21 protein-coding genes, 1 tRNA gene and 1 pseudogene are annotated in these 22,625 nt (G+C 55.9%); 17 read left to right on the plus strand and 6 right to left on the minus strand.

Annotation, left to right across the window (positions count from 1 at the left end):
* Positions 1-275: 275 nt before the first annotated feature.
* The 5 genes and pseudogenes from aspA (at position 276) to Q3H59_RS18010 (ending at position 5,746) form a co-directional block, all read left to right on the plus strand.
* Positions 276-1,712, plus strand: a complete 1,437-nt coding sequence (aspA, locus tag Q3H59_RS17990) for an aspartate ammonia-lyase (protein ID WP_101762300.1) — start codon at positions 276-278, stop codon at positions 1,710-1,712.
* Between the two features lie 117 nt (positions 1,713-1,829).
* Positions 1,830-3,131: an anaerobic C4-dicarboxylate transporter gene (locus tag Q3H59_RS17995; RefSeq protein WP_110868091.1), complete on the plus strand. Its 1,302-nt coding sequence runs from the start codon at positions 1,830-1,832 to the stop codon at positions 3,129-3,131.
* Between the two features lie 83 nt (positions 3,132-3,214).
* Positions 3,215-4,917 (plus strand): annotated as a pseudogene (locus Q3H59_RS18000) (protein-disulfide reductase DsbD).
* 66 nt (positions 4,918-4,983) lie between these two features.
* Positions 4,984-5,562 (plus strand): transcriptional regulator, encoded by a 579-nt coding sequence (locus Q3H59_RS18005; RefSeq protein WP_101762303.1) that lies wholly within the window; start codon positions 4,984-4,986, stop codon positions 5,560-5,562.
* Between the two features lie 108 nt (positions 5,563-5,670).
* Positions 5,671-5,746: transfer RNA gene (locus Q3H59_RS18010), tRNA-Phe, on the plus strand.
* A gap of 88 nt (positions 5,747-5,834) precedes the next feature.
* Here Q3H59_RS18010 and Q3H59_RS18015 read toward each other — a convergent pair.
* Both Q3H59_RS18015 and Q3H59_RS18020 read right to left on the minus strand, forming a co-directional pair.
* Positions 5,835-6,134 carry a helix-turn-helix domain-containing protein gene (locus Q3H59_RS18015; protein WP_176970147.1) on the minus strand — a complete coding sequence of 100 codons (300 nt, stop codon included), beginning with the start codon at positions 6,132-6,134 and terminating at the stop codon, positions 5,835-5,837.
* Entirely contained in the window at positions 6,121-6,486 is a 366-nt protein-coding gene (locus Q3H59_RS18020; protein ID WP_192412568.1) for a type II toxin-antitoxin system RelE/ParE family toxin, read from the minus strand. The genes Q3H59_RS18015 and Q3H59_RS18020 overlap by 14 nt, the downstream gene beginning before the upstream one ends.
* Positions 6,487-6,947: 461 nt before the next feature.
* Between Q3H59_RS18020 and Q3H59_RS18025 the strand changes: the two genes are divergently transcribed.
* Complete coding sequence (locus tag Q3H59_RS18025) at positions 6,948-7,643, plus strand: RraA family protein (protein ID WP_101762304.1); 696 nt, start codon at positions 6,948-6,950, stop codon at positions 7,641-7,643.
* A gap of 134 nt (positions 7,644-7,777) precedes the next feature.
* On the opposite strand, the gene Q3H59_RS18030 is transcribed toward Q3H59_RS18025, so the two are convergent.
* Positions 7,778-8,698: a DMT family transporter gene (locus tag Q3H59_RS18030; RefSeq protein ID WP_309836146.1), complete on the minus strand. Its 921-nt coding sequence runs from the start codon at positions 8,696-8,698 to the stop codon at positions 7,778-7,780.
* 270 nt (positions 8,699-8,968) lie between these two features.
* Here Q3H59_RS18030 and Q3H59_RS18035 point away from each other — a divergent pair, with 270 nt between their 5' ends.
* Genes Q3H59_RS18035 through Q3H59_RS18050 form a run of 4 tightly spaced genes read left to right on the plus strand, consistent with a single transcriptional unit; the run spans position 8,969 to position 12,295 of the window.
* The gene (locus tag Q3H59_RS18035; protein ID WP_309836147.1) at positions 8,969-9,808 is read left to right on the plus strand and encodes a transporter substrate-binding domain-containing protein; all 840 of its coding nucleotides are present in this window, start codon (positions 8,969-8,971) and stop codon (positions 9,806-9,808) included.
* Positions 9,809-9,810: 2 nt separating this feature from the next.
* Positions 9,811-10,521: a 5-oxoprolinase subunit PxpB gene (pxpB, locus tag Q3H59_RS18040; RefSeq protein ID WP_192412580.1), complete on the plus strand. Its 711-nt coding sequence runs from the start codon at positions 9,811-9,813 to the stop codon at positions 10,519-10,521.
* Positions 10,518-11,504 (plus strand): biotin-dependent carboxyltransferase family protein, encoded by a 987-nt coding sequence (locus Q3H59_RS18045; protein ID WP_101762308.1) that lies wholly within the window; start codon positions 10,518-10,520, stop codon positions 11,502-11,504. Before pxpB ends, Q3H59_RS18045 begins: the two co-directional genes overlap by 4 nt.
* Positions 11,505-11,524: 20 nt before the next feature.
* Positions 11,525-12,295: a 5-oxoprolinase subunit PxpA gene (locus Q3H59_RS18050; RefSeq protein ID WP_309836150.1), complete on the plus strand. Its 771-nt coding sequence runs from the start codon at positions 11,525-11,527 to the stop codon at positions 12,293-12,295.
* A 112-nt stretch (positions 12,296-12,407) separates the two neighbouring features.
* On the opposite strand, the gene Q3H59_RS18055 is transcribed toward Q3H59_RS18050, so the two are convergent.
* A complete protein-coding gene (locus Q3H59_RS18055; protein ID WP_309836152.1) occupies positions 12,408-13,610 on the minus strand; it encodes a pyridoxal phosphate-dependent aminotransferase in 1,203 nt (400 codons plus the stop codon).
* A 486-nt stretch (positions 13,611-14,096) separates the two neighbouring features.
* Here Q3H59_RS18055 and nac point away from each other — a divergent pair, with 486 nt between their 5' ends.
* The 7 genes from nac to Q3H59_RS18090 all read left to right on the plus strand — a co-directional run bounded on the left by nac (position 14,097) and on the right by Q3H59_RS18090 (position 19,001).
* Positions 14,097-15,020, plus strand: coding sequence for a nitrogen assimilation transcriptional regulator NAC (gene nac, locus Q3H59_RS18060; protein ID WP_049851333.1), 924 nt, complete (start codon positions 14,097-14,099; stop codon positions 15,018-15,020).
* Positions 15,021-15,129: 109 nt separating this feature from the next.
* A complete protein-coding gene (locus Q3H59_RS18065) occupies positions 15,130-15,546 on the plus strand; it encodes an acetyl-CoA carboxylase biotin carboxyl carrier protein subunit (protein ID WP_309836156.1) in 417 nt (138 codons plus the stop codon).
* A gap of 112 nt (positions 15,547-15,658) precedes the next feature.
* Positions 15,659-16,411, plus strand: coding sequence for an SDR family oxidoreductase (locus tag Q3H59_RS18070; protein ID WP_137385023.1), 753 nt, complete (start codon positions 15,659-15,661; stop codon positions 16,409-16,411).
* 22 nt (positions 16,412-16,433) lie between these two features.
* On the plus strand, positions 16,434-17,129 hold the full coding sequence (locus Q3H59_RS18075; protein WP_061718311.1) for an amino acid ABC transporter permease: 696 nt from the start codon (positions 16,434-16,436) through the stop codon (positions 17,127-17,129).
* Positions 17,130-17,134: 5 nt separating this feature from the next.
* On the plus strand, positions 17,135-17,890 hold the full coding sequence (locus Q3H59_RS18080) for an amino acid ABC transporter permease (protein ID WP_309836159.1): 756 nt from the start codon (positions 17,135-17,137) through the stop codon (positions 17,888-17,890).
* A gap of 9 nt (positions 17,891-17,899) precedes the next feature.
* A complete protein-coding gene (locus Q3H59_RS18085) occupies positions 17,900-18,637 on the plus strand; it encodes an amino acid ABC transporter ATP-binding protein (RefSeq protein WP_101762314.1) in 738 nt (245 codons plus the stop codon).
* A gap of 88 nt (positions 18,638-18,725) precedes the next feature.
* Complete coding sequence (locus tag Q3H59_RS18090) at positions 18,726-19,001, plus strand: hypothetical protein (RefSeq protein WP_101762315.1); 276 nt, start codon at positions 18,726-18,728, stop codon at positions 18,999-19,001.
* Positions 19,002-19,041: 40 nt separating this feature from the next.
* On the opposite strand, the gene Q3H59_RS18095 is transcribed toward Q3H59_RS18090, so the two are convergent.
* The gene (locus Q3H59_RS18095; RefSeq protein ID WP_309836161.1) at positions 19,042-20,052 is read right to left on the minus strand and encodes a fimbrial protein; all 1,011 of its coding nucleotides are present in this window, start codon (positions 20,050-20,052) and stop codon (positions 19,042-19,044) included.
* 11 nt (positions 20,053-20,063) lie between these two features.
* Entirely contained in the window at positions 20,064-22,622 is a 2,559-nt protein-coding gene (locus Q3H59_RS18100) for a fimbria/pilus outer membrane usher protein (RefSeq protein WP_309836163.1), read from the minus strand.
* Between the last annotated feature and the right edge of the window lie 3 nt (positions 22,623-22,625).

The following is a 22,625-nucleotide window of genomic DNA, read 5'->3' on the forward strand; positions in this document are numbered from 1 at the left end:
TTTTCAACCGATCCTGCCATTTTTTTCCCACTGACTTAAAATTGCGAAGTACATCACATATCGTTATTACCGCTGGGCCTGCAAAAGCCCGTAAAGTGATCTGTGCACAAACAATTCTGTAACATCAGAATATGATCGTGCCCGTCAGTGCGAAGATGGATAATATGTCGGCGCTGACATTCCACGACAATATAATCGCTTCACCTGCACGTTGTTTGCCGCCCGTCCATCCCGACGCCCGGCAGTAACCAGGCAGCAATAACAAGAAGGTAATCATGGCGAACAACATTCGTATCGAAGAAGACCTGTTAGGCATGCGCGAAGTTCCGGCAGACGCTTACTACGGTGTTCATACTCTGCGTGCGATTGAAAACTTCTATATTAGTAATAACAAAATCAGCGACATACCGGAGTTTGTCCGCGGTATGGTGATGGTGAAGAAAGCAGCCGCGCTCGCCAACAAAGAGTTGCAGACCATTCCCCGCAATATCGCCAACACCATTATTCAGGCCTGTGATGAAGTGCTGAACAACGGTAAATGCATGGATCAGTTCCCGGTTGACGTCTATCAGGGCGGCGCGGGCACCTCGGTCAACATGAACACCAATGAAGTGCTGGCCAACATCGGCCTGGAGCTGATGGGCCACCAGAAAGGTGAATATCAGTACCTCAATCCCAACGATCACGTGAACAAGTGTCAGTCCACCAACGATGCTTATCCAACCGGTTTTCGTATCGCGGTGTACGCTTCGATCCTGAAGCTGCTCGACGGCATCAATCAGCTGAGCGAAGGTTTCCAGCGCAAAGCGGTTGAATTCGAAAGCATTCTGAAAATGGGCCGTACTCAGCTGCAGGATGCGGTGCCGATGACGCTTGGCCAGGAGTTCCACGCGTTTAACGTGCTGCTGAATGAAGAGACTCGCAGCATTCTGCGCACCGCTGAACTGCTGCTGGAAGTGAACCTTGGCGCCACCGCCATCGGCACACGTCTCAATACGCCGGATGGCTATCAGCAGCTGGCGGTACAGCGTCTGGCGGAAGTGAGTAATCTGCCGGTGGTGCCTGCAGAAGATTTGATTGAAGCCACCTCCGACTGCGGCGCGTACGTGATGGTGCACTCGGCGCTGAAACGCCTGGCCGTGAAACTATCGAAAATCTGTAACGACCTGCGCCTGCTCTCCTCCGGTCCGCGCGCCGGCCTGAATGAGATCAACCTGCCTGAACTGCAGGCCGGTTCATCAATCATGCCCGCCAAAGTCAATCCGGTGGTGCCAGAAGTGGTGAACCAGGTGTGCTTCAAAGTGATCGGCAATGACATCACCGTCACTATGGCGTCAGAAGCGGGTCAGCTGCAGCTCAACGTGATGGAGCCAGTGATTGGCCAGGCGCTGTTTGAATCGATCAGCATCCTGACTAACGCCTGCTTCAACCTGCTGGAAAAATGCGTCAACGGCATCACCGCCAACAAAGCGGTGTGTGAAGCTTACGTGTTCAACTCGATTGGTATCGTAACTTACCTCAACCCGTATATCGGCCACCACAACGGCGATATCGTCGGTAAAATTTGCGCCGAAACCGGTAAGAGCGTACGTGAAGTGGTGCTGGAGCGCGGCCTGCTGACGGAAACCGAACTGGATGACATTTTCTCCATTCAGAACCTGATGCATCCGGCGTACAAAGCCAAACGCTACACCGACGAAAACGAACAGTAATCCGTTCCGGATCAAGTTGCCAACAGCACGCCCATATACAATGCGGCGTGCTTTTTTCATTTTGGCGGCTACAACTTTAAGAGTCGGGATTTCTCCGCGGCTCAGGGAGTGGAACGAATGGTAGTAGTGGAGTTGGTTATTGTCCTGCTGGCAATCTGGCTCGGTGCACGTCTGGGCGGCATCGGTATTGGGTTCGCGGGCGGTTTAGGTGTGCTGGCGTTGACGCTGATTTGCGGCTTGAAACCCGGCGCGATTCCCTTTGATGTAATCGAAATTATCATGGCGGTGATTGCCGCAATTGCCGCGATGCAGATCGCCGGCGGTCTTGATTATCTGGTGGGATTGGCAGAACGCCTGCTGCGCCGCCATCCACGCTATGTCACCTTCCTTGCGCCGCTGGTCACCTATGTCATGACGCTGCTGGCCGGCACCGGCCACACCGCCTTCTCCACCTTGCCGGTGATTGCCGAAGTGGCGAAAGAGCAAGGCGTGCGCCCGTCGCGTCCGTTGTCGATTGCAGTCGTCGCCTCGCAGATTGCCATTACCGCCTCGCCGCTCTCGGCGGCGGTGGTATTCTTCGCTTCAATCCTTGAACCGCATGGCGTGAGTTATCTGGCGCTGCTGGGTGTGGCGATTCCCTCTACCATGGCAGCGATCTTCTGCGCCGCCATCATCACCAGTTTTCTCGGCAAGGAGCTCAGGGATGATGAGAAATATCAGGCGCGTTTAGCGAAAGGTGAAGTGAAACTGCGCGGTGAGCAGGTTTATGACATCAAACCGGGCGCGAAGCGTGCCGTATTGCTGTTCCTGATCGGCATCGCCGCCGTGGTGCTCTACGCCACCGCGATTAGCGACAGCGTTGGCCTGATCAGCAATCCCGTGCTGCCGCGCAACGAAGCCATCGTGGTGTTTATGCTGACCGTTGCCACGCTGATCTGCCTGACCTGTAAAGTCGATACCGGTGAAATCCTCAGCGCCAGCACCTTTAAATCGGGCATGAGCGCCTGTATCTGCGTGATGGGCGTAGCATGGCTGGGCGATACCTTTGTCAAAGCGCACCTCAACGATATCCAGGCGTTAGCCGGTGATATGCTGCAAGGTTATCCGTGGATGCTGGCGCTGGTGCTGTTCTTCGCCTCTACGCTGCTCTATTCGCAAGCCGCCACCACCAAAGCGTTGATGCCTGCCGCGTTGATGCTGGGCGTCTCGCCGCTGGCCGCCGTCGCGTCCTTTGCGGCGGTTTCCGCGCTGTTCGTGCTGCCGACCTATCCTACGCTGCTGGCCGCGGTGGAAATGGATGACACCGGTTCAACGCGTATCGGCAAGTTTGTGTTTAACCACTCCTTTATTATTCCGGGCGTGTTAGCGATTGCCTTCTCGGTGGCGTTTGGCTTCCTGTTTGGCAGCCTGATTCTGTAGCGCGTTTACATCCTGAAAACCTCGTGGCGAAGCGGTCGTGTTATTATCGCGGCCTATTCGCCACCGGAGCTCACTCATTCGCTATGGCTGCACGACTCTTTCGCCTTGCCGGCTTTTGCCTGGCGCTGGTTTTCTGCCTTTCGGCACAAGCCTCACTCTTCTCCCCGAACAACAACAGCCGCTTTGTGCCGGTTGATCAGGCGTTTGGCTTCGATTTCACTCAGCAAGGCAATCAGCTGACGCTCAGCTGGAAAGTGAAGGATGGCTACTACCTCTATCGCCAGCAAATCCACGTCACGCCGCAAAAAGCGCAAATTGCTCCACTCACGCTGCCGCCGGGCCAGCCGCATGAAGATGAGTTCTACGGCAAAAGTGAAATCTATCCGCAGGATCTGCAACTGCCGATCACGCTGCACCAGGCCGCTGCCGGCGCGCGACCGTCACCGTGACCTATCAGGGCTGTGCGGCTGCGGGCTTCTGCTATCCGCCGGAAACCCGCGCGGTGCCGCTGAGCGCGGTTGCCGCCAATCAGGCTGCGTCTGCGGTCAGCGCGCAGCCCGCCAATCACAGCACGCCGCTGCCGTTTTCACCGCTTTGGGCGTTGCTGATTGGTATTGGCGTCGCTTTCACGCCGTGTGTGCTGCCGATGTATCCGCTGATCTCCAGCATCATTTTAGGAGGCCCGCGCCGCTATTCGATGGGGCGATTGTTCGCGCTGGCGATGGTGTATGTGCAAGGTATGGCATTGACTTACACCGTGCTCGGCATGGTTGTGGCAGCGGCCGGATTACGCTTCCAGGCGGCGCTGCAACATCCTTACGTGCTGATTGGCTTGTCGGCGCTGTTTATCGTGCTGGCGCTGTCGATGTTTGGCCTGTTCTCGCTGCAATTGCCTGCCAGCCTGCAAACGCGCCTCACGCTGTGGAGCAATAGCCAGCAAGGTGGCTCGCTGCCGGGCGTATTTATGATGGGCGCACTGGCCGGATTGATCTGCTCGCCCTGCACCACCGCACCGCTCAGCGCCATTCTGCTGTACATCGCGCAGAGCGGTAATCTGTGGGCCGGAGCCGGTACGCTGTGGCTCTATGCCTTCGGCATGGGCCTGCCGCTGATTGCCGTGACGATGTTTGGCAACAAGCTGCTGCCAAAAAGTGGGCCGTGGATGCAAACCGTCAAAGAGGGTTTTGGCTTTGTGATTCTGGCGCTGCCGGTATTCCTGCTGGAACGGGTGATTGGCGATCTGTGGGGCATCCGTCTGTGGAGCCTGCTCGGCGTGGCGTTTTTTGCCTGGGCATTCAGCCTCAGCCTGCGCGCCAGCGGCAAATGGCGCGTGCTGCAAATCATCATGCTCGCCGCCGCGCTGGTCAGTGCGCGCCCGCTACAGGATTGGGCGTTTGGCAGCAGCAACAGCGCGCAAGCCGTGGCGCATCTGCCGTTCCACACCATCAATAGCAGCGAGCAGCTCGACAGCGCGCTGCAGCAGGCGCAAGGCCGTATCACCATGATCGATCTCTACGCCGACTGGTGTGTGGCCTGCAAAGAGTTCGAGAAATACACCTTCAGCGATGAGGGCGTGCGTAACGCGCTAAGTCAGGTACAACTGCTGCAAGCCAATGTCACCGCCAATAACGCGCAGGACAACGCGCTGTTGCAGCATCTGCAGGTTTTAGGTTTGCCCACCATTCTGTTCTTCGATGCGCAAGGCAAAGAGATCCCCGATTCGCGCGTCACCGGCTTCCTCAACGCCGCCGATTTCCGCGCGCATTTGCAGAATGTGTCACGTTAAACGACACTGTCAGCAGGACACTGCCCGTTCGTCCGCGAGCGGGCCCGCATTCCAGAGGAGAGTCACTTGCAACGTGAACAAATACTCGAGCATGCGTTGAATGTGCTCGAACAAAGTGGCCTGGCCGCCACCACTTCCCTAACTCAGCTGGCTGGTGCAACCGGTCTTGAAGCGGAACAACTCACGCGTTTCTGGCCCGATCGTGATGCTTTGCTGTATGACGCGCTGCGCTATCACGGCCAGCAGATTGACAGCTGGCGTCGTCAGGTGCAGCTTGATGAACACCTCAGCGCCGAACAAAAGCTGTTAGCCCGCTACGAAGTGCTGAGTGAGCACGTCAGCAAAGGTCGTTTTCCCGGCTGCCTGTTTATCGCCGCCTGCAGCTTCTATCCGCAACCCGATCAGCCGGTGCATCAGCTAGCCGAACAGCAAAAGCGCAGTTCCTGGCAATTCACCCATGAAATTCTGGTCGATCTAGCGCTGGATAATCCCAGCATGGTGGCCGATCAGATGGAATTGATTTTGGAAGGTTGCCTGAGCAAACTGCTGGTGAAACGCAACGTACAGGATGTCGCGACGGCGCGCCGTCTGGCGGAAGATGTACTTGGTATCGCGCTGTGCCGTAAAAATGGTGCGCTGGCGTAGCCTTTTTGTTCACCTTGTCTGAAAAGCAAGCAATCAATCACGATTGCACCGCTTTTTTGACGAAAGCCGTTGACGGCTGTAAGCCATTAGGGTTTAATGCGCCCCGTTGCCCGGATAGCTCAGTCGGTAGAGCAGGGGATTGAAAATCCCCGTGTCCGTGGTTCGATTCCGCGTCCGGGCACCAACATTCTGAAAACCCAGCTTATGGCTGGGTTTTTGCTTTTCTGCGTTCTGAAAAAGATGCCAGTTTCTCACCGACATCTTCCCCCACATCAGATCTGAAATATCCGACCATCTCCGGTGGGAAGTTCAACATTCAGACTCAACTTACCGCCTAACGCTTCTACATATTTTTTCAGGCTGGAAAGTTTTATCTCGTCACCTCGCGCCTCAATCGCTGCGATAGCAGGTTGCGAGATACCCATCTTTTCAGCCAGCTGCACCTGTGAAAGTTCCAGCTCCTCACGCAACTGACGCAGGCGGATCTCCAGAATTTTTTGGTCTGCCTTATTTTTAATGCGCTCTTGGGACTCAGGAGAACGCTGTGCGATCAGCTCTTCAAGTTTTGGCATTGGTTAATTCCTCCAGATGCTGCATGTACTCTTTATCGGCTAGTTTGATCATCGATTGGTAGAAACGCTTCTGATTCACTCCAGTTTTATCCCCCGCACACAGCACGATAGCTTTCCTTGCGGGATCAAACGCGAAAAATGCGCGAATCGGCCTTCCATTACTTTGGACGCGAAGTTCCTTCATGTTGGCAAAACGAGAACCGGTGACCGTATCGACATCCGGTCGCCCCAACATTGGGCCAAACACTTTCAGAACTTCGAGGCTCGACAACACATCTTCAACCATTTCATCATCTTGTTCTTGCAGCCATGCTGCAAAGAGCAAAGTAATTTCGACTTCCCAACTGTTCAAAATTGCCTCTCATAAACTGTAGTTTATATCGTCACCATATAAACTGGAAGTTATATTTTGAGAGATGATTTTCATCATGATTTCTGCTTGCCGATGTACTTAACGTCTTAGATTTGAGAGACGCTTCTGAAAATAAATTAAAGACTCAGCTAATACTTTTAATTTATCTCCCCATAATAAAATCCAATAAAATTAATTATCAGTGAGTTAAATTCATCCGAAATAATAATTCGTGATCCTGTCTTGGTTAGCCGTAACATCCTCTGCGTAACATCTGCGTAATCGCGTAAGCTTAATCATATGCCAGTAATCATCCGATGATTCAGCTTGTTAGCTGAACACCCTATTCAATGAAGTAATGACTCATCACAACCAAAAATAAAAACGCTTACTTTTACATTTAATTATTTATCCAGGAACACAACGCGATTAATTAAATCAATCCCTACAGGAAAATAACCATGAGCGCAGGAAACCGAATCTATTTACGTCGTCCCGCCGATGCCGAACCGCTGCTGGAAGCTTTTCGCCGGTTACCGGCTGCGGTGGTGGCGGATTGCATGAGCCGTTTGCCCGCCTTGTCGGCCGAGATCAGCCTGAAAACCGCGCCGCGCCAACCGATCATGTGTGGCCTGGCGGTGACGGTTAAAGCGCGTTCCGGTGACAACCTGATGCTGCACAAAGCGCTGGATATGGCGGGCCGAAACGATGTGATTATTCTGTCGAACGAGGGCGATCGCAGTCAGTCGCTGATGGGCGAAGTGATGGCGACCTATGCCAGACAGCGCGGTATGGAAGGCATTGTGCTGGACGGACCGGTCCGCGATATCGAAGGGTTGTCACGCATGGACTTCCCCATCTACGCCGCCGGTCACACGCCGGGCGGCCCGTTCAAGGATGGTCCGGGCGAGATCAACGTGCCAATTGCCTGCGGTAAAATTCACGTTTCACCGGGCGATATCGTGCTGGGCGATGCGGATGGTGTGATTGTGATTCCTCGCCAGGATGCAGCGCGCATTCTCGAAGCGGCGCAGGCGTATTTAATCGTTGATGAACACAACTTCGAGCTGGCGAAAACCGGCTCACTCGAACGCAGCTGGCTGGATGAAACACTGCGCACCAAGCAGGTTGAAATCATTGATGATGTGTTTCGTTAGAAACAAAACCGCGCGATAAATCGCGCCGCTACCTATGCGTGCACCTATGTGTAGCGGCGCAATTCATTGCGCGATAAATCGCGCCGCTACCGATGCGTGCACCTATTTGTCGCAGCGCAATTTACTGCACAACGTTAAGGCGTACTGCTCACCATCGCCAGTTTGCGCTGGCGATTCTCACGCCACACCGCAAATATCCCGGCCAGCGCCACAATCGATGCGCCCAGCAAGGTGGTGCTGCCCGGCAGGCTGTTCAGGAACAGATAACCAATCAGCATCGACCACACCAGCGTGGTGTAATCGAACGGTGCCAGCAGTGACGCATCGGCGTAACGCAGGCTCAGCGTCACCAGAATCTGCGCCAGACCCCCAAACATGCCGCAGCCCACCAGCAACAGCAGCTGTAACGCGCTGGGTTTGCTCCAGCCAAACAGCGCCGTCGCCAGGCCAATTACGGTAGTCATCAGTGAGAAATAGAACACGATCGCGCCCGGCTTCTCGATGCCGTTGAGGAAGCGAATTTGCACGTTAGAAGTCGCGGAGCACAGCGCCGCCAGCAACGCACATGCCACACCAATACTCGTCGTCGCGTTGCTGGCCCCATGGGAAAACAGCGCGCCGCTGGTGCTCAGGCTGGAAGAGAGCATGATCAAAATGCCGGATAATCCCACCACCACCGCGACCCAGCGTGAAACCCGCACCAGCTCTTTCAGCAGCATCGCCGCCAGGATTACGGTAAACAGCGGCGCCGCATAGCTCAGCGCGGTGGCATCGGCCAGCGAAATATAGACCAGCGCCAGATAGTTAAAATACATGCCGCCGGTGCCGGAGAAGCCACGAATAAAGTGACCAGATAGGTTACGCGTCTTGAGATTTTCCAGCACGTCGCCCTGCATTTTCAACCAAATCAGCAGCGGCAACAGCGCGATAAAACTGCGGAAAAAAATCACTTCGCCGGTGGGAATGGCGCCGTTCAGCCCCTTCACACACGCCAGCATCAAGGTGGCGCACAGCGCGGCCAGTATCTTCAGTAACACGCCTAATCGGGCATTCATGCTTTTTCACTTCTCTCTACCACATGCAATCGGCGGGATTGCCGAGAGGACTTGCAATCAGCCTGGCGAGAAAAGTGTGCGCTGGATAACACTTTTTTGCTCTGCCCGAATAGAAAGAACTTATGCGCCGCTTAGCCATATTTTTTTGCTATTGCACGACAGGGTTTCCCTCTTTTTCGCCTGAAAACAAAGCCGATATAGTCCAGAAAAGCGAGAACGCAGGCGCTCCGTCCCGGTGACGCCGTGGTATTCATCATTGAGGAAGTTCACATGACCATGAAAAGACTTACCACCATCGGGCTGGCACTGCTGCCGCTGCTGGCTATTTCGGCTGCGCATGCCGACATGATGGCCAACATCAAATCCAGCGGCGAGCTAAAGTGCGCGGTCTATTCGGACGTGCCGCCCTTCTCTTCTCCGGATCCGAAAACACGTCAGTTGGCGGGCATGGATATCGATCTATGTAACGCGCTGGCGAAGCAGATGAACGTCAAACTGACGCTGGTGCCCACCTCGGTGGAAGCGCGTATTGCGGTGATTGCTACCGGCCGCGCCGACGTGCTGATCGCCAATCTGGCCTACACCAAAACGCGCGGCAACCAGATTCAATTCAGCGATCCCTATTACGTCGCCAAAGAGATGCTGCTGGTCAAAGCACCGCTGGCTGACAAGCCGCTGAGCTATTTCCAGGGCAAACGCATCAGCGCCACCAAAGGCACCACTTCTGAGCAATCAATCCATATCAAAGGCGGCAAAGCGGTGACCTTCCAGGATTCAGCCTCCGCGTTCCTCGCGCTGGAGCAGAACAAATCGGTGGGCTTCGTCACCAACACCATGACCGGCATCAAAACCATTTCGCAGGCAAAAAAAGACGGCATCAATCTGGCGATGATCAAAGAACCGATGGCGCTGGAGCCGATTGGTGTCGGCATGAAGCGTGATGAACCGGCGTTGCTGGCCAGCGTCAACAGCAGCCTGAAGGCGATGGACGATGACGGCACCATCGACAAAATCTGGGATACGTGGATTGGGCCCAACACCGAATACAAAATGGTGCGCGAAGAGCGCGTACAGCCGCTCTCCAGTCTGAAATTTGAACCGCTGGAATAACCATGCCCGTGACGTCGCACTCTGCTCTCCAGCCTGCCAGCGTTCCCGCGCTGGCTTGCTCCTCTGCTATCAAGCTCTCCACCATCGGCGCACGCGCGTGGCTGGTGGAAGCGCCAGGCGGTTTCGATCTCCCGGCGCAGCGCCGCATCTGGTCGCTGGCGCGCCTGCTGCATGCCGATGAAGCGATTGAAGCGCTGATTCCCGGCGTCACCAATCTGCTGGTACTGTTCCGCCATATTCCAGCTGATGAAATCGCCGTGCGTATGCAGCTGCATGCCGCATGGGATCAGGCGCAGGCGATCAGTCCGCAGGGCAAACTGATTGAAATTCCGGTGCATTACGGCGGTGAACACGCCACCGATCTCGAGGCGGTGTGCCGCCATACCGGTTTGAGCCCACGCGAGGTGGTGCGTCTGCACCATCAAAGCGAATACACGGTGTTTGCATTGGGCAGCGCGCCGGGCTTCGGCTATCTGCACGGCTTGGATCCGCTGCTGGCGACACCGCGCAAGAAAGTGCCGTCGCTTAGCATGTTGAAAGGCACCGTCACCATCGGTGGCGCGCAGGCGGGCGTTTCGGCGCTGACCGGCCCGAACGGCTGGAATGCGATTGGTTTTGCCGAGCTGGTGGTGTTTGACCCGCTGGCCGCATCGCCCGCGCTGATGGCACCGGGCGATCGCATCCGTTTTCTGCCGCAGAGGATTGAGCTGTGATTGAGATCGAACAGAGCGGTGCGCTCAACACGGTGCAGGATTTAGGTCGCTTCAACTATCGCCACATCGGCGTGTCGGTGAGCGGCGCGATGGATCCGCTGGCGCTGCGTGCCGGTAATTTACTCCTCGGCAACGACGAAAATGCGGCGGCAATTGAAGTGCAGCTGTTCCCGTTCCGCGTACGTTTTCTGCAAAACAGCAGCATCGCGGTGACCGGCGCGGATTGCCGCGCCACGCTGGATGGCACGCCGCTGCCGCCGTGGTGGGGCTGCAGCGTGCGTGCCGGGCAAGTGCTGGAGCTGCGTTACCCGCGCAGCGGCGCGCGTGGCTATCTGTGTGTTGCTGGCGGCATTGATGTGCCGCTGGTGCTTGGCTCGCGCAGTACCGCGCTGCGCGGTGGCTTCGGCGGCGTTGAAGGACGTCCGCTGCAGCGTGGCGATCGGCTGGCACTCGGCGAAAATCGCGGCCCGGCACTTCCGCGCAGCGGCATCGGTATTGAACCGCCAGACAGCGCATTACACGCCAGTTTTCCCCGCAACAGCGCCGGAGACATTCAGCTGCGCGCCATTCCCTCCGGCGAATACCCACTGTTTGCCGCCGATGCCGCGCGCTTCTGGCAGCAATCCTGGCAGGTATCAAATCAAAGCAATCGCACCGGCTATCGGCTATCAGGCGATCCTATCTTCCCGTCAGAAACCGTTGAGATGCGATCGTACGGGCTGATCCCCGGCATTGTGCAGGTGCCGCCGGGTGGTGAACCGATCATCCAGCTAAGCGATGCCAATACCGCCGGCGGTTATCCGAAGATCGCTGGCGTGATCGAGCAGGATCTGTGGCGGCTTGGGCAAGTGCTGCCGGGCCAATCGATCCAGCTGATCCACAGCGATGTGCATGAAGCGATCGCCATCGAACAGGAAGTGGCGCGCTGGCTGAGCCGTTTGCGCTTCAGCTGCCAGCCACTGCGTAAAGCGCTTACCGTTTAATCCGCACAAGGAAACCAGACATGAAGATTGATGTGAATTCCGATATGGGCGAAGGCTTCGGCATTTACCAGCTGTGCGATGACGCCGCACTAATGAAAGTGGTGTCATCCGCCAATATCGCCTGCGGTTTCCACGCTGGCGATCCGGCGATCATGACCAACATGGTGCGGCTGGCGAAGGCACATGGCGTGGGCATTGGCGCGCATCCCGGCTTGCCGGATCGTCAGGGTTTTGGCCGCCGCGAACTGCCGTTTAGCGCCGAAGAGATTTGTCAGCAGGTGGCCTATCAGCTCGGCGCGCTGACGGCGATTGCCCGCGCGGAAGGCACCCACGTTTCCCACTTCAGTTTCCACGCCGCGATGGGCAACATCGTCAACCGCGATGCCGACCTGGCGCAACAGGTGATGGAGTTAGTGGCGCGCATCAATAGCGAGCTGATCATCTTCGCCCAGCCCGATACGATCATTGAAGTCGCGGCGCAGGCGGCTGGCCTGAAAACGCTGACGCTGTTCCTGGCCGACCGCGCCTATGACGCGCAAGGCCGTCTGGTGCCGCGCGGCATTGCCGGTGCGGTGATCAACGAGGAAAGCGCGCTGCGCGCCCGCGTGCGCCAGTTTTTGCAGCACGGCACGGTGACGACGATTGAAAGTGAAGAGATAGCGGTGCGTGCGCGCTCGATTCTGGTTCACAGCGACACGCCAGGTTCCTTGGCGCTCGCCACCATTGTGCGCAGCGAAATCGAAGCCAGCGGTCATCAGGTCGCCCCGGCGGCGGAGGTGGTCATTGATTAGCGGCCTGCTTATCCATCGCACCGATACGTAGCGGCGCGATTTATCGCGCAATAAATTGCGCCGCTACAGTTTTTGCATCTCTCCGCAACGGCGCGATAATTATTTCAATGAATCAAACACAACCACCACAAAACGCCGCAATGCGATCGCATCCCGTCTCTAACCGCTCCATGCTCGTGGCATACGACAACCTGATAAACGGGCTCATGCCGTACGCCGCGCCCTGCACCGTCACCACGTGCTGCTCCTCAATCAGCGCCAGCACAAAATCGGCATCGTTGGTGATCAGCCGGCCACCGGCGCTGGTTTTACCGATGTAGCCCGCGATATTCACAAACAGATAAAATGCGCCCTGCGGTTTGTGGCAGCGCAGGCCATCAATCGACGTCAGGCGCTCCAGCACGTAATCGCGGCGCTGGCGATAGATGCGCGCGCGCTCCTGCAGCAGATCCTGCGGGCCCTCCAGCACCGCCACCGCCGCGGCCTGCGTTAAGGTGCAAACACCGCCGCTGTTCTGGGTATTCACGTTGCTCATCGCTTTGATCAATGGCGCCGGGCCGCCGCAGAAACCCAATCGCCAGCCGGTCATGGACCAGGCTTTCGACACGCCGTTCACCGTCAGCACGCGGTCAACCAGGCGCGGCTCAACCTGCGCCAGCGTGTAAAAACGCACATCGTCATAAATCAGGTGTTCATAGATATCGTCGGTCATGATCCACACCTGCGGATGGCGCAGTAGCACCTCGCCCAGCGCGTGCAGCTCCGCTTGGCTCGCCACCGAACCGGTGGGATTGCTCGGGTAGTTGAGCAACAACCATTTGGTTTTGTCGGTGATGGCGGCGTCTAAATCGGCCGGCAGCGGTTTGAAGCCGTTCTCCTGCGTGCAGGGTAGCGCCACCGGTACGCCACCAGCGAATCTGACGATATCGGCATAGCTGATCCACGATGGCGTAGGGATCACCACTTCATCGCCTGGATTGATGGTCGCGAGGATCGCGTTAAAAATGATCTGCTTAGCGCCGCCGGCGGTGAGGATCTGGCTGACGTCGTAATCGAGCTGATTATCGCGTTTGAACTTCAGCTGGATCGCTTTGCGCAGCGCCGGCGTGCCGTCGGTGGGCGGATAACGCGTATCCCCGGCGCGCGCAGCGGCATAAGCGGCTTCAATCGCGTGAGGTGGCGTAGGGAAATCGGGTTCACCGGTAGAAAGCGCCACCACATCAATGCCCTGCGCCGCGAGATCGCGGGCCTTTTGGGTCATGGCAACGGAGGCAGAAACGGTCACATTCTTTAATCGATCGGCTATCTCGGGCATGGGTTAATCCTGGCTCAGTGTCAGCATGAAAGGCTTGCAGCAAGCTGCAAACACGACGTTTACCAGAGGATAGGTTTTTGCCCGAAGCGGCGGTTAATAGTGCTTTGTTGTGGTGATATAACACAAAGCGATGACTGAACCGACCGCACACTTTCGCCATAAAGGTGGCGAGCCTGATGTGGAAATGCGCGGCAGGTCACGCGCCAGCGCCTGACGCAATGTTAATAGAGTGTTACTTTGAGTGCCGGTTAGCAGCGCGCACCGCCGGTTTACTCACTCCCATCATCGCCAAATCTAATGAGTGAATCGCACCATACCAGTGCAAAGGTCGCTGTTTTACCCTCGCCGTCTCGGCAACTGTCCAACTCAGCACCTGCCGTAGGAGGCACTGTGGCTCTACCCTCCTGTCTGAGTTCATTCGCGAAAGCCTATTTTGGCATCAAGTTTGCTTGATACCCGCTATGCGTTCTGTTGGAGGAAGCGTTCATGAATCTTCGTCGCCTGAAGTACTTTGTTAAAATTGTTGATGTGGGCAGCCTGACCCAGGCCGCCGATATTTTGCATATTGCCCAGCCCGCGCTGAGCCAGCAGCTGGCTACGCTGGAAGGGGAAGTGAATCAGCAACTGCTCATTCGTACCAAGCGCGGCGTGACGCCGACCGAAGCCGGGAAAACCCTCTATTCCCACGCGCAGGCGATTTTACGCCAGTGCGAGCAGGCACAAAGCGCCATTGAGCTGGTCGGCGCGTCACTAAGCGGCAGCGTCTCAGTGGGCTTAGCGCCGGGCACCGCGGCACAAAACCTCGCATTACCGCTGATGATGGAAGTGCAGCAGCAGCATCCCGGCATCGTGCTCTATTTTAATGAGAACTTCGGCACCACGCTAAGCGAACTGATCATGAATGGCCGCATGGATATGGCGGTGATTTACGATCACCGCACCATTCACGGTCTGCGCTTTATGCCGCTGATGAAAGAGGATCTCTACTTCGTCTGTCCGTTCAGCCTCGCACAGCCGGTGAAAGAGATCCCGCTGGCGCAGGTGGCGCAATACGATCTGTTCCTGCCGCGCGTCTACAACATCATGCGCAAAGTGCTCGACGATGCCTTCGTACACAACAATCTGCAGTACCGCGTGAAATGCGAGATCGAGTCGCAAACTACGCTGAATGCCGCTCTGAGCGCCGGTCTCGGCACCACAATCATGCCGGAATCCGCCGCGCGCGCGATGCTGAAAAGCGGCGATGCGTGGATGGCGAAGATCGTCGATCCGGATGTGCAGGTGTCGCTGTCGTTTTGCATGTCGGATCACCTGCCGCTGTCACAGCCGGCCGAAGCGGTGAAATCGATCCTGCTGTCGCTGATGTCGCGCCGCAACGTTGAGAATCATCCTTTGACGTTGGTGGGATAAGTCCCGCTTATTGCCGCAAAGCGAAACCCTCTTACTGCCCGTATTGCGAACGCGCTAGATTACGATTTTGCCCGCTCCGGCGGGCGTGTTTCGCTTTGACGGGAATTCCATGGATAAAACCGCAATACCGCTGCCGACGCTGCGTGCGCTGGCGCGCAAGATGCAATCCTCCGGGCTGAACAGCCTGGCGCTCGATGGCAAGCACTGGTCAGTGCGGTTGACCTTCGCCGCCACGCCAGCCACGCCCGCGCCTGTCACGCTTCCCGCCGCAGAAATCCCCCCCATCACGCAACGCATCGGCGCACCGATGCCCGGCACGCTGCTGCGCCGCCATCCGCATAGTCCGCAGGATTTTGTCGCGCCCGGCCAGCACATCGAGGCCGGTGCGGTGGTGGCGCTGGTGCAGGTTGGCCCGCTGTATGTGCCGGTGATCAGCCCGGATAGCGGCACGGTGCAGTCGTTCGCGGCAGAGCATTTGTCTGCGGTGGAGTATGGCGAGGACGTGTTGATGTTTCAGTCGCCATGAATGGCAGCCCTGCGGGGTTATAAGGGGCGCTTATTGCCTCAAAATTTTTATGTCTTATGCCCTTGCGGCATAACTGCATACAGTCAAAAGACGCCATAACGAGGAGAGGCAGATGCCATTTTCAGATTACAAAACCGCGCTGGTGACCGGCGCATCGGCGGGAATGGGCGAAGCGATCGTTGAACGCCTGTGCCAGGAGGGCATCACCGTGCACGCGGTGGCGCGCCGTAAAGAGCAGCTGGCAGCGCTGGCCGATCGTACCGGCTGTATTCCGCACGCGGTGGATGTCAGTGACATAAAGGCGCTGACCGCGCTATGCCAGGATCTCGAAATCGACATTCTGGTGAATAACGCTGGCCTGTCGCATCCGGGCTCGATCCTCGATGCCGATGAGAACGTGATTGAAACCCAGGTAGACGTCAATCTGCGCGCGGTGCTGCATCTGTGTCGGTTGCTGGTGCCGGGCATGGTGGCGCGCGATCGTGGCCACGTCTTCAACATCACCTCGATTGCTGCCATCTACAACTTCAACGGTAACTCGGTGTATCACGCCACTAAAGCCGGCGTGCATGCCCTTTCGCGCCAGCTACGCGTCGATTGCTACGGCGCGCGCGTGCGCATCACCGAAATCTGTCCGGGCCGCGTCGCCACCGATATCTTCGGCAACGTGTCGGGCGATCACGAAGAGGCGCGCCGCCGCTTCATTGATGGCTTTGAATTGCCGCAGGCCAAAGATATCGCCGACTGCGTCGCTTTCGCGCTCGCGGCACCGCTGGCGGTAAATATCGGCAACATCGAAATCACCCCGACATTGCAGGTGCCGGGCGGTCTTTCCACCATGCGACCGGGCGACCACAGCGCGTAGCAGGCGATGATGAGGTAACAGAATGGCTCTCGATTTCAGCAGTGTGATAACCGGCCAATACGGCCAGATGATCGTTGACGGAACGGTGATCACCCTTGAACTGGCGTTGGGTGCCTGGCTGCTGGCGATGGTGCTGGCGCTGCTGCTGGTGGTAATTCGCCTGACTGAAAACCGCATCGCGGTTGGGCTGGTCAAAGCCTATGTCTCTTATCACCGCAATGTGCCAACGCTGATCCAGTTGATGATGTGGTACTTCGCCATTCCCACGCTGCTGCCGGAAGCGCTGCAGATGTGGATCAACAACTACAACGCCGAGTTCCTGTTCTCCCTCACCGCGCTGGGCCTGTGTCAGGCGGCGTACTTCTCCGAAGATATCCGCAGCGGCCTGCGCGCCATTCCCGACGGGCAGAACGAAGCTGCGCGCGCACTCGGCATGAGCTACGTGCGCGCCATGCACGGCGTGATTCTGCCGCAGGGCATTCGCAATGCGATGCCCGCGATGATCAACCACACGGTGCTGCTGTTTAAAAACACCAGCCTGGCGATGGTGATTGGCGTGGCGGATCTCACCTATGTAACGCGCGATATTGAGAACCAAACGTTCCGTACCTTCGAATCTTACATCGTGGCGACCGTGGGCTATCTGTTCTTCTCCCTGCTGCTGATGGGCCTTGGCGCACTGCTGGCCCGCCGCTTCCAGCGCGTCTATGCGAGGTAATGGCGATGTTTGAGATGTTCACCATTTTGCATGACAACGGCATGCTGCTGTTGATGGGCCAATACCCGAACGGTCCGATTGGCGGCGTGCTCTGTACGCTGCTGATCTCGGTGCTGGCGGTGCTGCTGGCGTTTCCGATTGGTGTGCTGCTGGGCCTGGCGCGCCTGTCGCCGTGGCGCTGGCTGAGCTGGCCCGCCACTGGCTGGGTTTATCTGCTGCGCGGCATCCCGCTGATGATGGTGGTGTTCTGGACCTACTTCTGTGTGCCGCTGCTGATCGGCCACAACATCAGCGGCTTCGCCACCATGCTGTGTACGCTGGTGATTTATGAGAGTGCCTATATCGCCGAGATCGTGCGCGGTGGCATTCAGGCGCTGCCGCACGGCCAATACGAAGCCTCACGCGCGCTCGGCATGAGCCACCTGAAAACTTTGCGTCTGGTGATCCTGCCTCAAGCGCTGTTCAACACCTTGCCCAGCCTGGTCAGCCAGCTGGTGTCGATCATCAAAGACAGTACGCTGGGTTACGTGATTAACGTGCCGGAGCTGACCTTTGCCGCCAATCAGGTTAGCAATCAGCTGCTGACCAAACCGTTTCAGGTGTTCGCCATTGTGGCGCTGAGCTACTACCTCATCTGCTTCAGCCTCACCTGGCTGGCCAATAAACTCGAAGCGCACATTGCGCAGAAACGTCGTCAAGCACCGCAGCCAACGTCCAGCGTGGCGCCCGCGGTGATGCTGACTAAAACCTCTTCGCAATAAGGAAACCGCATGGGACCGATGATCATGTTTAATCAGGTTAATAAATGGTACGGCGCGTATCAGGCGCTGACCAACCTGAGCGCCGAGATTAATCCCGGCGAAGTGGTGGTAGTGTGCGGCCCTTCCGGCTCGGGCAAATCGACGCTGATCCGCACCGTTAACCGTTTAGAACCGATCGATGACGGCCAGATTGTGTTTGATGGCACCGATATTCACGGCAGCAGCACGCGCCTCAATCAGCTGCGCACGCGCATCGGCTTTGTGTTTCAGAGCTTCAACCTGTTCCCGCATGTGACGGTGGCCGAGAACATCATGATGTCGCCGATGAAAGTGCTGGGCGTGAAGCGCAGCGAAGCGCGTCGTCAGGCGGGTGAATTGCTGGAGCGTGTGGGCTTAGCGCATAAAGCCGATGCTTATCCGGCGCAGCTTTCCGGCGGCCAGCAGCAGCGCGTGGCGATTGCCCGCGCGCTGGCGATGAAGCCGCCGGTGATGCTGTTCGATGAACCGACCTCGGCGCTCGATCCGGAGATGGTCGGCGAAGTATTGTCGGTGATGCGCGGTCTGGCGCAGGAAGGGATGACGATGATGTGCGTGACCCACGAAATGAACTTTGCCCGTGAGGTGGCGGATACCATCTGGTTTATGGACCAGGGACAGATTCTGGAGAAATCACAACCAGAACAGTTCTTCACCCAGCCGCAGCACCCGCGCGCGCAGCGCTTTCTAAGCGACCTGCGATCGCATTAAGGGGGATATTTTTTCACTATCGCCATTTTTAATTAAAGTTTGGTCCTAACTTGTCGTTCTTCTTTATGCCACCACCAGGAGAAGACCGATGAAAACAGCATTCGTATTATTTTCTGGTTTGCTATTTGCCCAAGCCGTTCTGGCTGAGGGCGGTACCGTTTCTTTTACCGGTGCGATAGTTGAGCCTGCCTGTACGACGACGACCAATAGCCAGCATGCCGCAGTGCAATGTAGCCAGAATGGTGTCGATAAAGTGCGTCAGATTAGATTCAATAAGCAACAGCAGACGCTGCCGTTTCAACTCGGCAATGTCAGCGTGCAATCATCGGGTCATATTAAAGCTGTTGAAGTGATCTATCGGTGAGTCATCACTGACAATTTTCCCCCGCCAGGGGGAAAATTATTTATTGATAGGTCAGAGTGAAAGTCGCGGAACTGTTAGCTGTGCCAGGTGTAATGGTTGCGGTCGTTTGGTAATAACGCGCCTGAAGCGGAATATTATAATTCCCCGCGCTGGCCGAAGTTCCGGCAACAATATTAGCGCCCAGTTGCACAGGCGCATTGTTAAACAGCAGCTGCACGCCCACTCCACTTGCCGTATTGGCACCTGATGTCAGATTTAATACCCCATTGGCGGAGTTTTGGGCATTTCCATCAATCTTCACATTGATGCGGGTGCCGGCATTACAGTTAAGCGGAAGGGTAAAATTACGCGTAAAGCTGGCATCGGGTGAACTGCCCGTCCCACTGAACGCACGCTTATCCACATTGCCCATATTCACGGCGATGGCAGTATTACTGACTGAACACGCCAGCGTTGTGACACTAAAACCATTCATAAGAATAGTCGATTCCGGTGAATGCCAGAGCGCCTGGTTGTTGCGCAAAATAAACGATCCTGCCTGCTGCGCGGTGACCATCCCCGATCCGGTTGGACCGGTTTTATAGAACTGTAGCAACGCTTGCTCGCGCAGAGGTTGTCCCCCCATTAATCCATTGACCGAACACAGCAACCTATTGTTCGCATTACCATCTCCCGTTTCGGTTCCATCAACCCAGCCACTTGAGTTACTGCAATTGTTCACTGAGATGGCACCGATAGCAAAGCCAATCCCCGCAATATTGGTGCTGTAAATTCGCCGGCCCCCAATGGTCGTGACATAGCTACCGGTGCCTTTTACGCCCACACTTTGAAAAGTCAACGCGGGGGCCGTGTTAGTACAGTTAAACGTGTTCACCGCACCCGAAGTGATCTGGCTGCCAATTAACGATCCCACCGGTAAATCGCGTTGAATCACTATCGCTGGTGGAGAAACTGTCGTCGCGGCTGTGGTGGTGGTACAGGTATAAGCCTGCGCAAAGTTAACGTACAACCCAATGAAAAAAATGCTCGGTAATAAAAGAAATAAACGCATAAATGCTTCCTTTAGCGGCACTGTGCCGTCACAGAATTGACACCAAACTGAGCCTTTCCTAACGTAAACGGAGCCTGACATTCGCCGCCCTTCCAGTTCACCTTAACCACGCCCGCTGCGGGCACGCCGCTGAGGTAAACATGTTGTTTGTCATCAACGATGCCATGCGAAAGGGTTTCGCCGTTGGCAACGCTGGCACGTGCGCCGAACGGCACTTGACGCCCATGCAAGGTGACGACCATTTTTGCCCCCGATACCGTGGGATAATTGGCTAATGCTACGGCCCCCTGCGTAGGCACCACTGTTTGGCTGTCACTCAGCAGATCGACGTTATCGCCGAGCGAATTGGCATCAAGCGAAAGCGAGGTGCGGCGATAAGGTGTTACGTTGGGTACGACGGCATAACCTCTGCCATCAGTCAGCACGCCGGTTTGGTTGAGCACGCGAACTGCCTTTGCGTCTTCAGCACGCACTAAGGCCATGGTGTCACCCAACGGCTGGCTCAGAGTCACACCATAGGGATGCACCACGATGCCGCCCATTGCGCCGTAATTCAGTTGTCGGGTATTACGCGAATAGTTATAGCCAGCCTGGTATTCGCCAAAGCGTGCTTTATAGTTAACTGACGCATTGCCATTGACGCCAACCCCTTGATTGGTATAACCCTGCTGCACGCTATAGCTCAGGTTATTGTCTGCCAGTGCAGTGCCTGACAACCCCACCGCGCCAGTGGTTTTATCGTGATTGTCGGTGCTGCCCGAGAAGTTCAGCCAGCTTTTGGATAAAAATCGGTCGAAGGGAATCTGCACCGCCAGCGAAAAAATTTGATCGTGGTTGGTGTAGAACGGCGTCTGTGAATAGCTGTAGTTAAAGGAGTAATTGATGGCGTTAAAGCTGGTGTTATAGCCCAGCGTCAAACTGCGCTCCTTGTCTGTCACGCCCCAATATTGTTGCTGGTAAGCGGAGAGAAAAAGGCTGCCATAATCACCCAACGATTGATTAACGTTGAGTTGGGATTTACTGCGTCTGTTATGGCTATAACGCCAGTTTCGCCATTCGCGTCGGGCTTGTTCAACTTCATTACGGTTGTTGGGATTACCCCGGAAACCCGGCGGCAGTGTATTCGCGTAATAGCCATTAGCTTCATTAAAATCGTAATATCCAGAGGTGGAATAACGGTAGCCTGCCAGAGTAAAAGTGGTGCCGCTCATTGCGACATCTTTTGCATATTGAAAACGAAATGAGCCACCGCGATGAGTTTCTTCCATTAAACGGGCATTGGCGAATGTCCCGTCCAGCGAAATCGAACCCAATAACCCCAGATCTTTCCCCACACCAACCGATGCTGACGTGTAATCACCCGACAGGATAGATCCACCATAAACGGTTGAGCTATAAGGCAAACCATAGATACCTGTGCCTTGTATAAAGCCCGGCTTTTTTGCCGATCCCCCGGTTGAACGATATTGCCCGGCCGTGAAAGCATATTTGAAACGCCCTTCACGCTGCATGATAGGCACCGCAGAAAATGGCTGAAAAAACTGTCGGACGCTGCCATTCGCTTCTTTTATTACCACCTCAAGATCGCCACTGGCCGAGGTAGGATAAAGATCGTTTATGGCGAAAGGTCCGGGTGGCACATAGGCTTGCCAAATGATGTTACCGTCCTGACGAATGGTAACTTGCGCATTGCTCTGCGCAATGCCTCGTACAACGGGTGCGAATCCTCGTAAGCTTTCGGGCTGCATATTGTCGTCTGAGTAGAGCTGAGCTCCCCGAAAGGGGAAGCTATCGAATACCTCTGAGGGCGTATAGCTCTCTCCCAATACCAGCTGGCTTTTCCAGGGTTTGATGTCACGCTGAACGTAGGTATTAATACTGTTCCACTTATCATCACCCTGGCTATGGCTATAGGTGGTGTAATTGCGCGCGCGCCAGGCCCCGAGATTGATACCGCTACGCAAATTGAGATACGCGTTGTTATCACTTCCCTGACGATAATCACTCCAGTTATTGGCACCTGAATAGCCATAATTCACAAATAGCGCGTTGACACCATCGTCCCACTCCTCTGGGCCAACATACCCTTGTGCGTTTTGTCGCACATATTCTTGTGGAATGGAGACATTTAAGCGTTGCTGGCTTAAATCAAAGCGGGTTTGCGCCTGCGGGATGATGGCAGCGATATTCGTCACTTCCTGCGCAGGTGAGATTTTCATGAAAGCCGGTGTCGCATTCTCTTTCACGCCCCAGCGCATAAAATCGGCTTTCATTAATAGGGGCTGCAGACCCTTCGCACCGGGTTCAAAGCGTATGCTTTTTGATCCAACAAAATTGTCGTTCAGGTAAACGTCGGCGTTGTAAACGCCCGCCGCTTGCCCCCCACTGTGGCTAAAAGTGGAAAGATCCAGATTTGCACGCTGGCCGCTGTGTCGTTCCACCGTGTCAGGATCAAAATAATCCTCTGCAACCACATCATTAATGGATATTGCAGCCAGTATTAACATGTTAAGTAAGGTGCGCTGAAAAGCAGGCCTCAGCGTTAAAGGTATATTTTGTCTCATCGACATGGC

Origin of the sequence: Pantoea sp. SORGH_AS_0659 (assembly GCF_031453915.1) — a bacterium.
In the GTDB taxonomy this organism is placed as follows: Bacteria; Pseudomonadota; Gammaproteobacteria; order Enterobacterales; family Enterobacteriaceae; genus Pantoea; species Pantoea leporis.

Excerpts from the sequence above, each read along its gene's own strand:
- aspA (WP_101762300.1), top strand. The coding sequence starts at position 276 with ATGGCGAACAACATTCGTATCGAAGAAGACCTGTTAGGCATGCGCGAA.
- Q3H59_RS17995 (WP_110868091.1), top strand. The coding sequence starts at position 1,830 with ATGGTAGTAGTGGAGTTGGTTATTGTCCTGCTGGCAATCTGGCTCGGT.
- Q3H59_RS18015 (WP_176970147.1), bottom strand. The coding sequence starts at position 6,134 with ATGCCAAAACTTGAAGAGCTGATCGCACAGCGTTCTCCTGAGTCCCAA.
- Q3H59_RS18025 (WP_101762304.1), top strand. The coding sequence starts at position 6,948 with ATGAGCGCAGGAAACCGAATCTATTTACGTCGTCCCGCCGATGCCGAA.
- Q3H59_RS18030 (WP_309836146.1), bottom strand. The coding sequence starts at position 8,698 with ATGAATGCCCGATTAGGCGTGTTACTGAAGATACTGGCCGCGCTGTGC.
- Q3H59_RS18035 (WP_309836147.1), top strand. The coding sequence starts at position 8,969 with ATGACCATGAAAAGACTTACCACCATCGGGCTGGCACTGCTGCCGCTG.
- pxpB (WP_192412580.1), top strand. The coding sequence starts at position 9,811 with ATGCCCGTGACGTCGCACTCTGCTCTCCAGCCTGCCAGCGTTCCCGCG.
- Q3H59_RS18050 (WP_309836150.1), top strand. The coding sequence starts at position 11,525 with ATGAAGATTGATGTGAATTCCGATATGGGCGAAGGCTTCGGCATTTAC.
- Q3H59_RS18055 (WP_309836152.1), bottom strand. The coding sequence starts at position 13,610 with ATGCCCGAGATAGCCGATCGATTAAAGAATGTGACCGTTTCTGCCTCC.
- nac (WP_049851333.1), top strand. The coding sequence starts at position 14,097 with ATGAATCTTCGTCGCCTGAAGTACTTTGTTAAAATTGTTGATGTGGGC.
- Q3H59_RS18065 (WP_309836156.1), top strand. The coding sequence starts at position 15,130 with ATGGATAAAACCGCAATACCGCTGCCGACGCTGCGTGCGCTGGCGCGC.
- Q3H59_RS18070 (WP_137385023.1), top strand. The coding sequence starts at position 15,659 with ATGCCATTTTCAGATTACAAAACCGCGCTGGTGACCGGCGCATCGGCG.
- Q3H59_RS18075 (WP_061718311.1), top strand. The coding sequence starts at position 16,434 with ATGGCTCTCGATTTCAGCAGTGTGATAACCGGCCAATACGGCCAGATG.
- Q3H59_RS18080 (WP_309836159.1), top strand. The coding sequence starts at position 17,135 with ATGTTTGAGATGTTCACCATTTTGCATGACAACGGCATGCTGCTGTTG.
- Q3H59_RS18085 (WP_101762314.1), top strand. The coding sequence starts at position 17,900 with ATGGGACCGATGATCATGTTTAATCAGGTTAATAAATGGTACGGCGCG.
- Q3H59_RS18090 (WP_101762315.1), top strand. The coding sequence starts at position 18,726 with ATGAAAACAGCATTCGTATTATTTTCTGGTTTGCTATTTGCCCAAGCC.
- Q3H59_RS18095 (WP_309836161.1), bottom strand. The coding sequence starts at position 20,052 with ATGCGTTTATTTCTTTTATTACCGAGCATTTTTTTCATTGGGTTGTAC.
- Q3H59_RS18100 (WP_309836163.1), bottom strand. The coding sequence starts at position 22,622 with ATGTCGATGAGACAAAATATACCTTTAACGCTGAGGCCTGCTTTTCAG.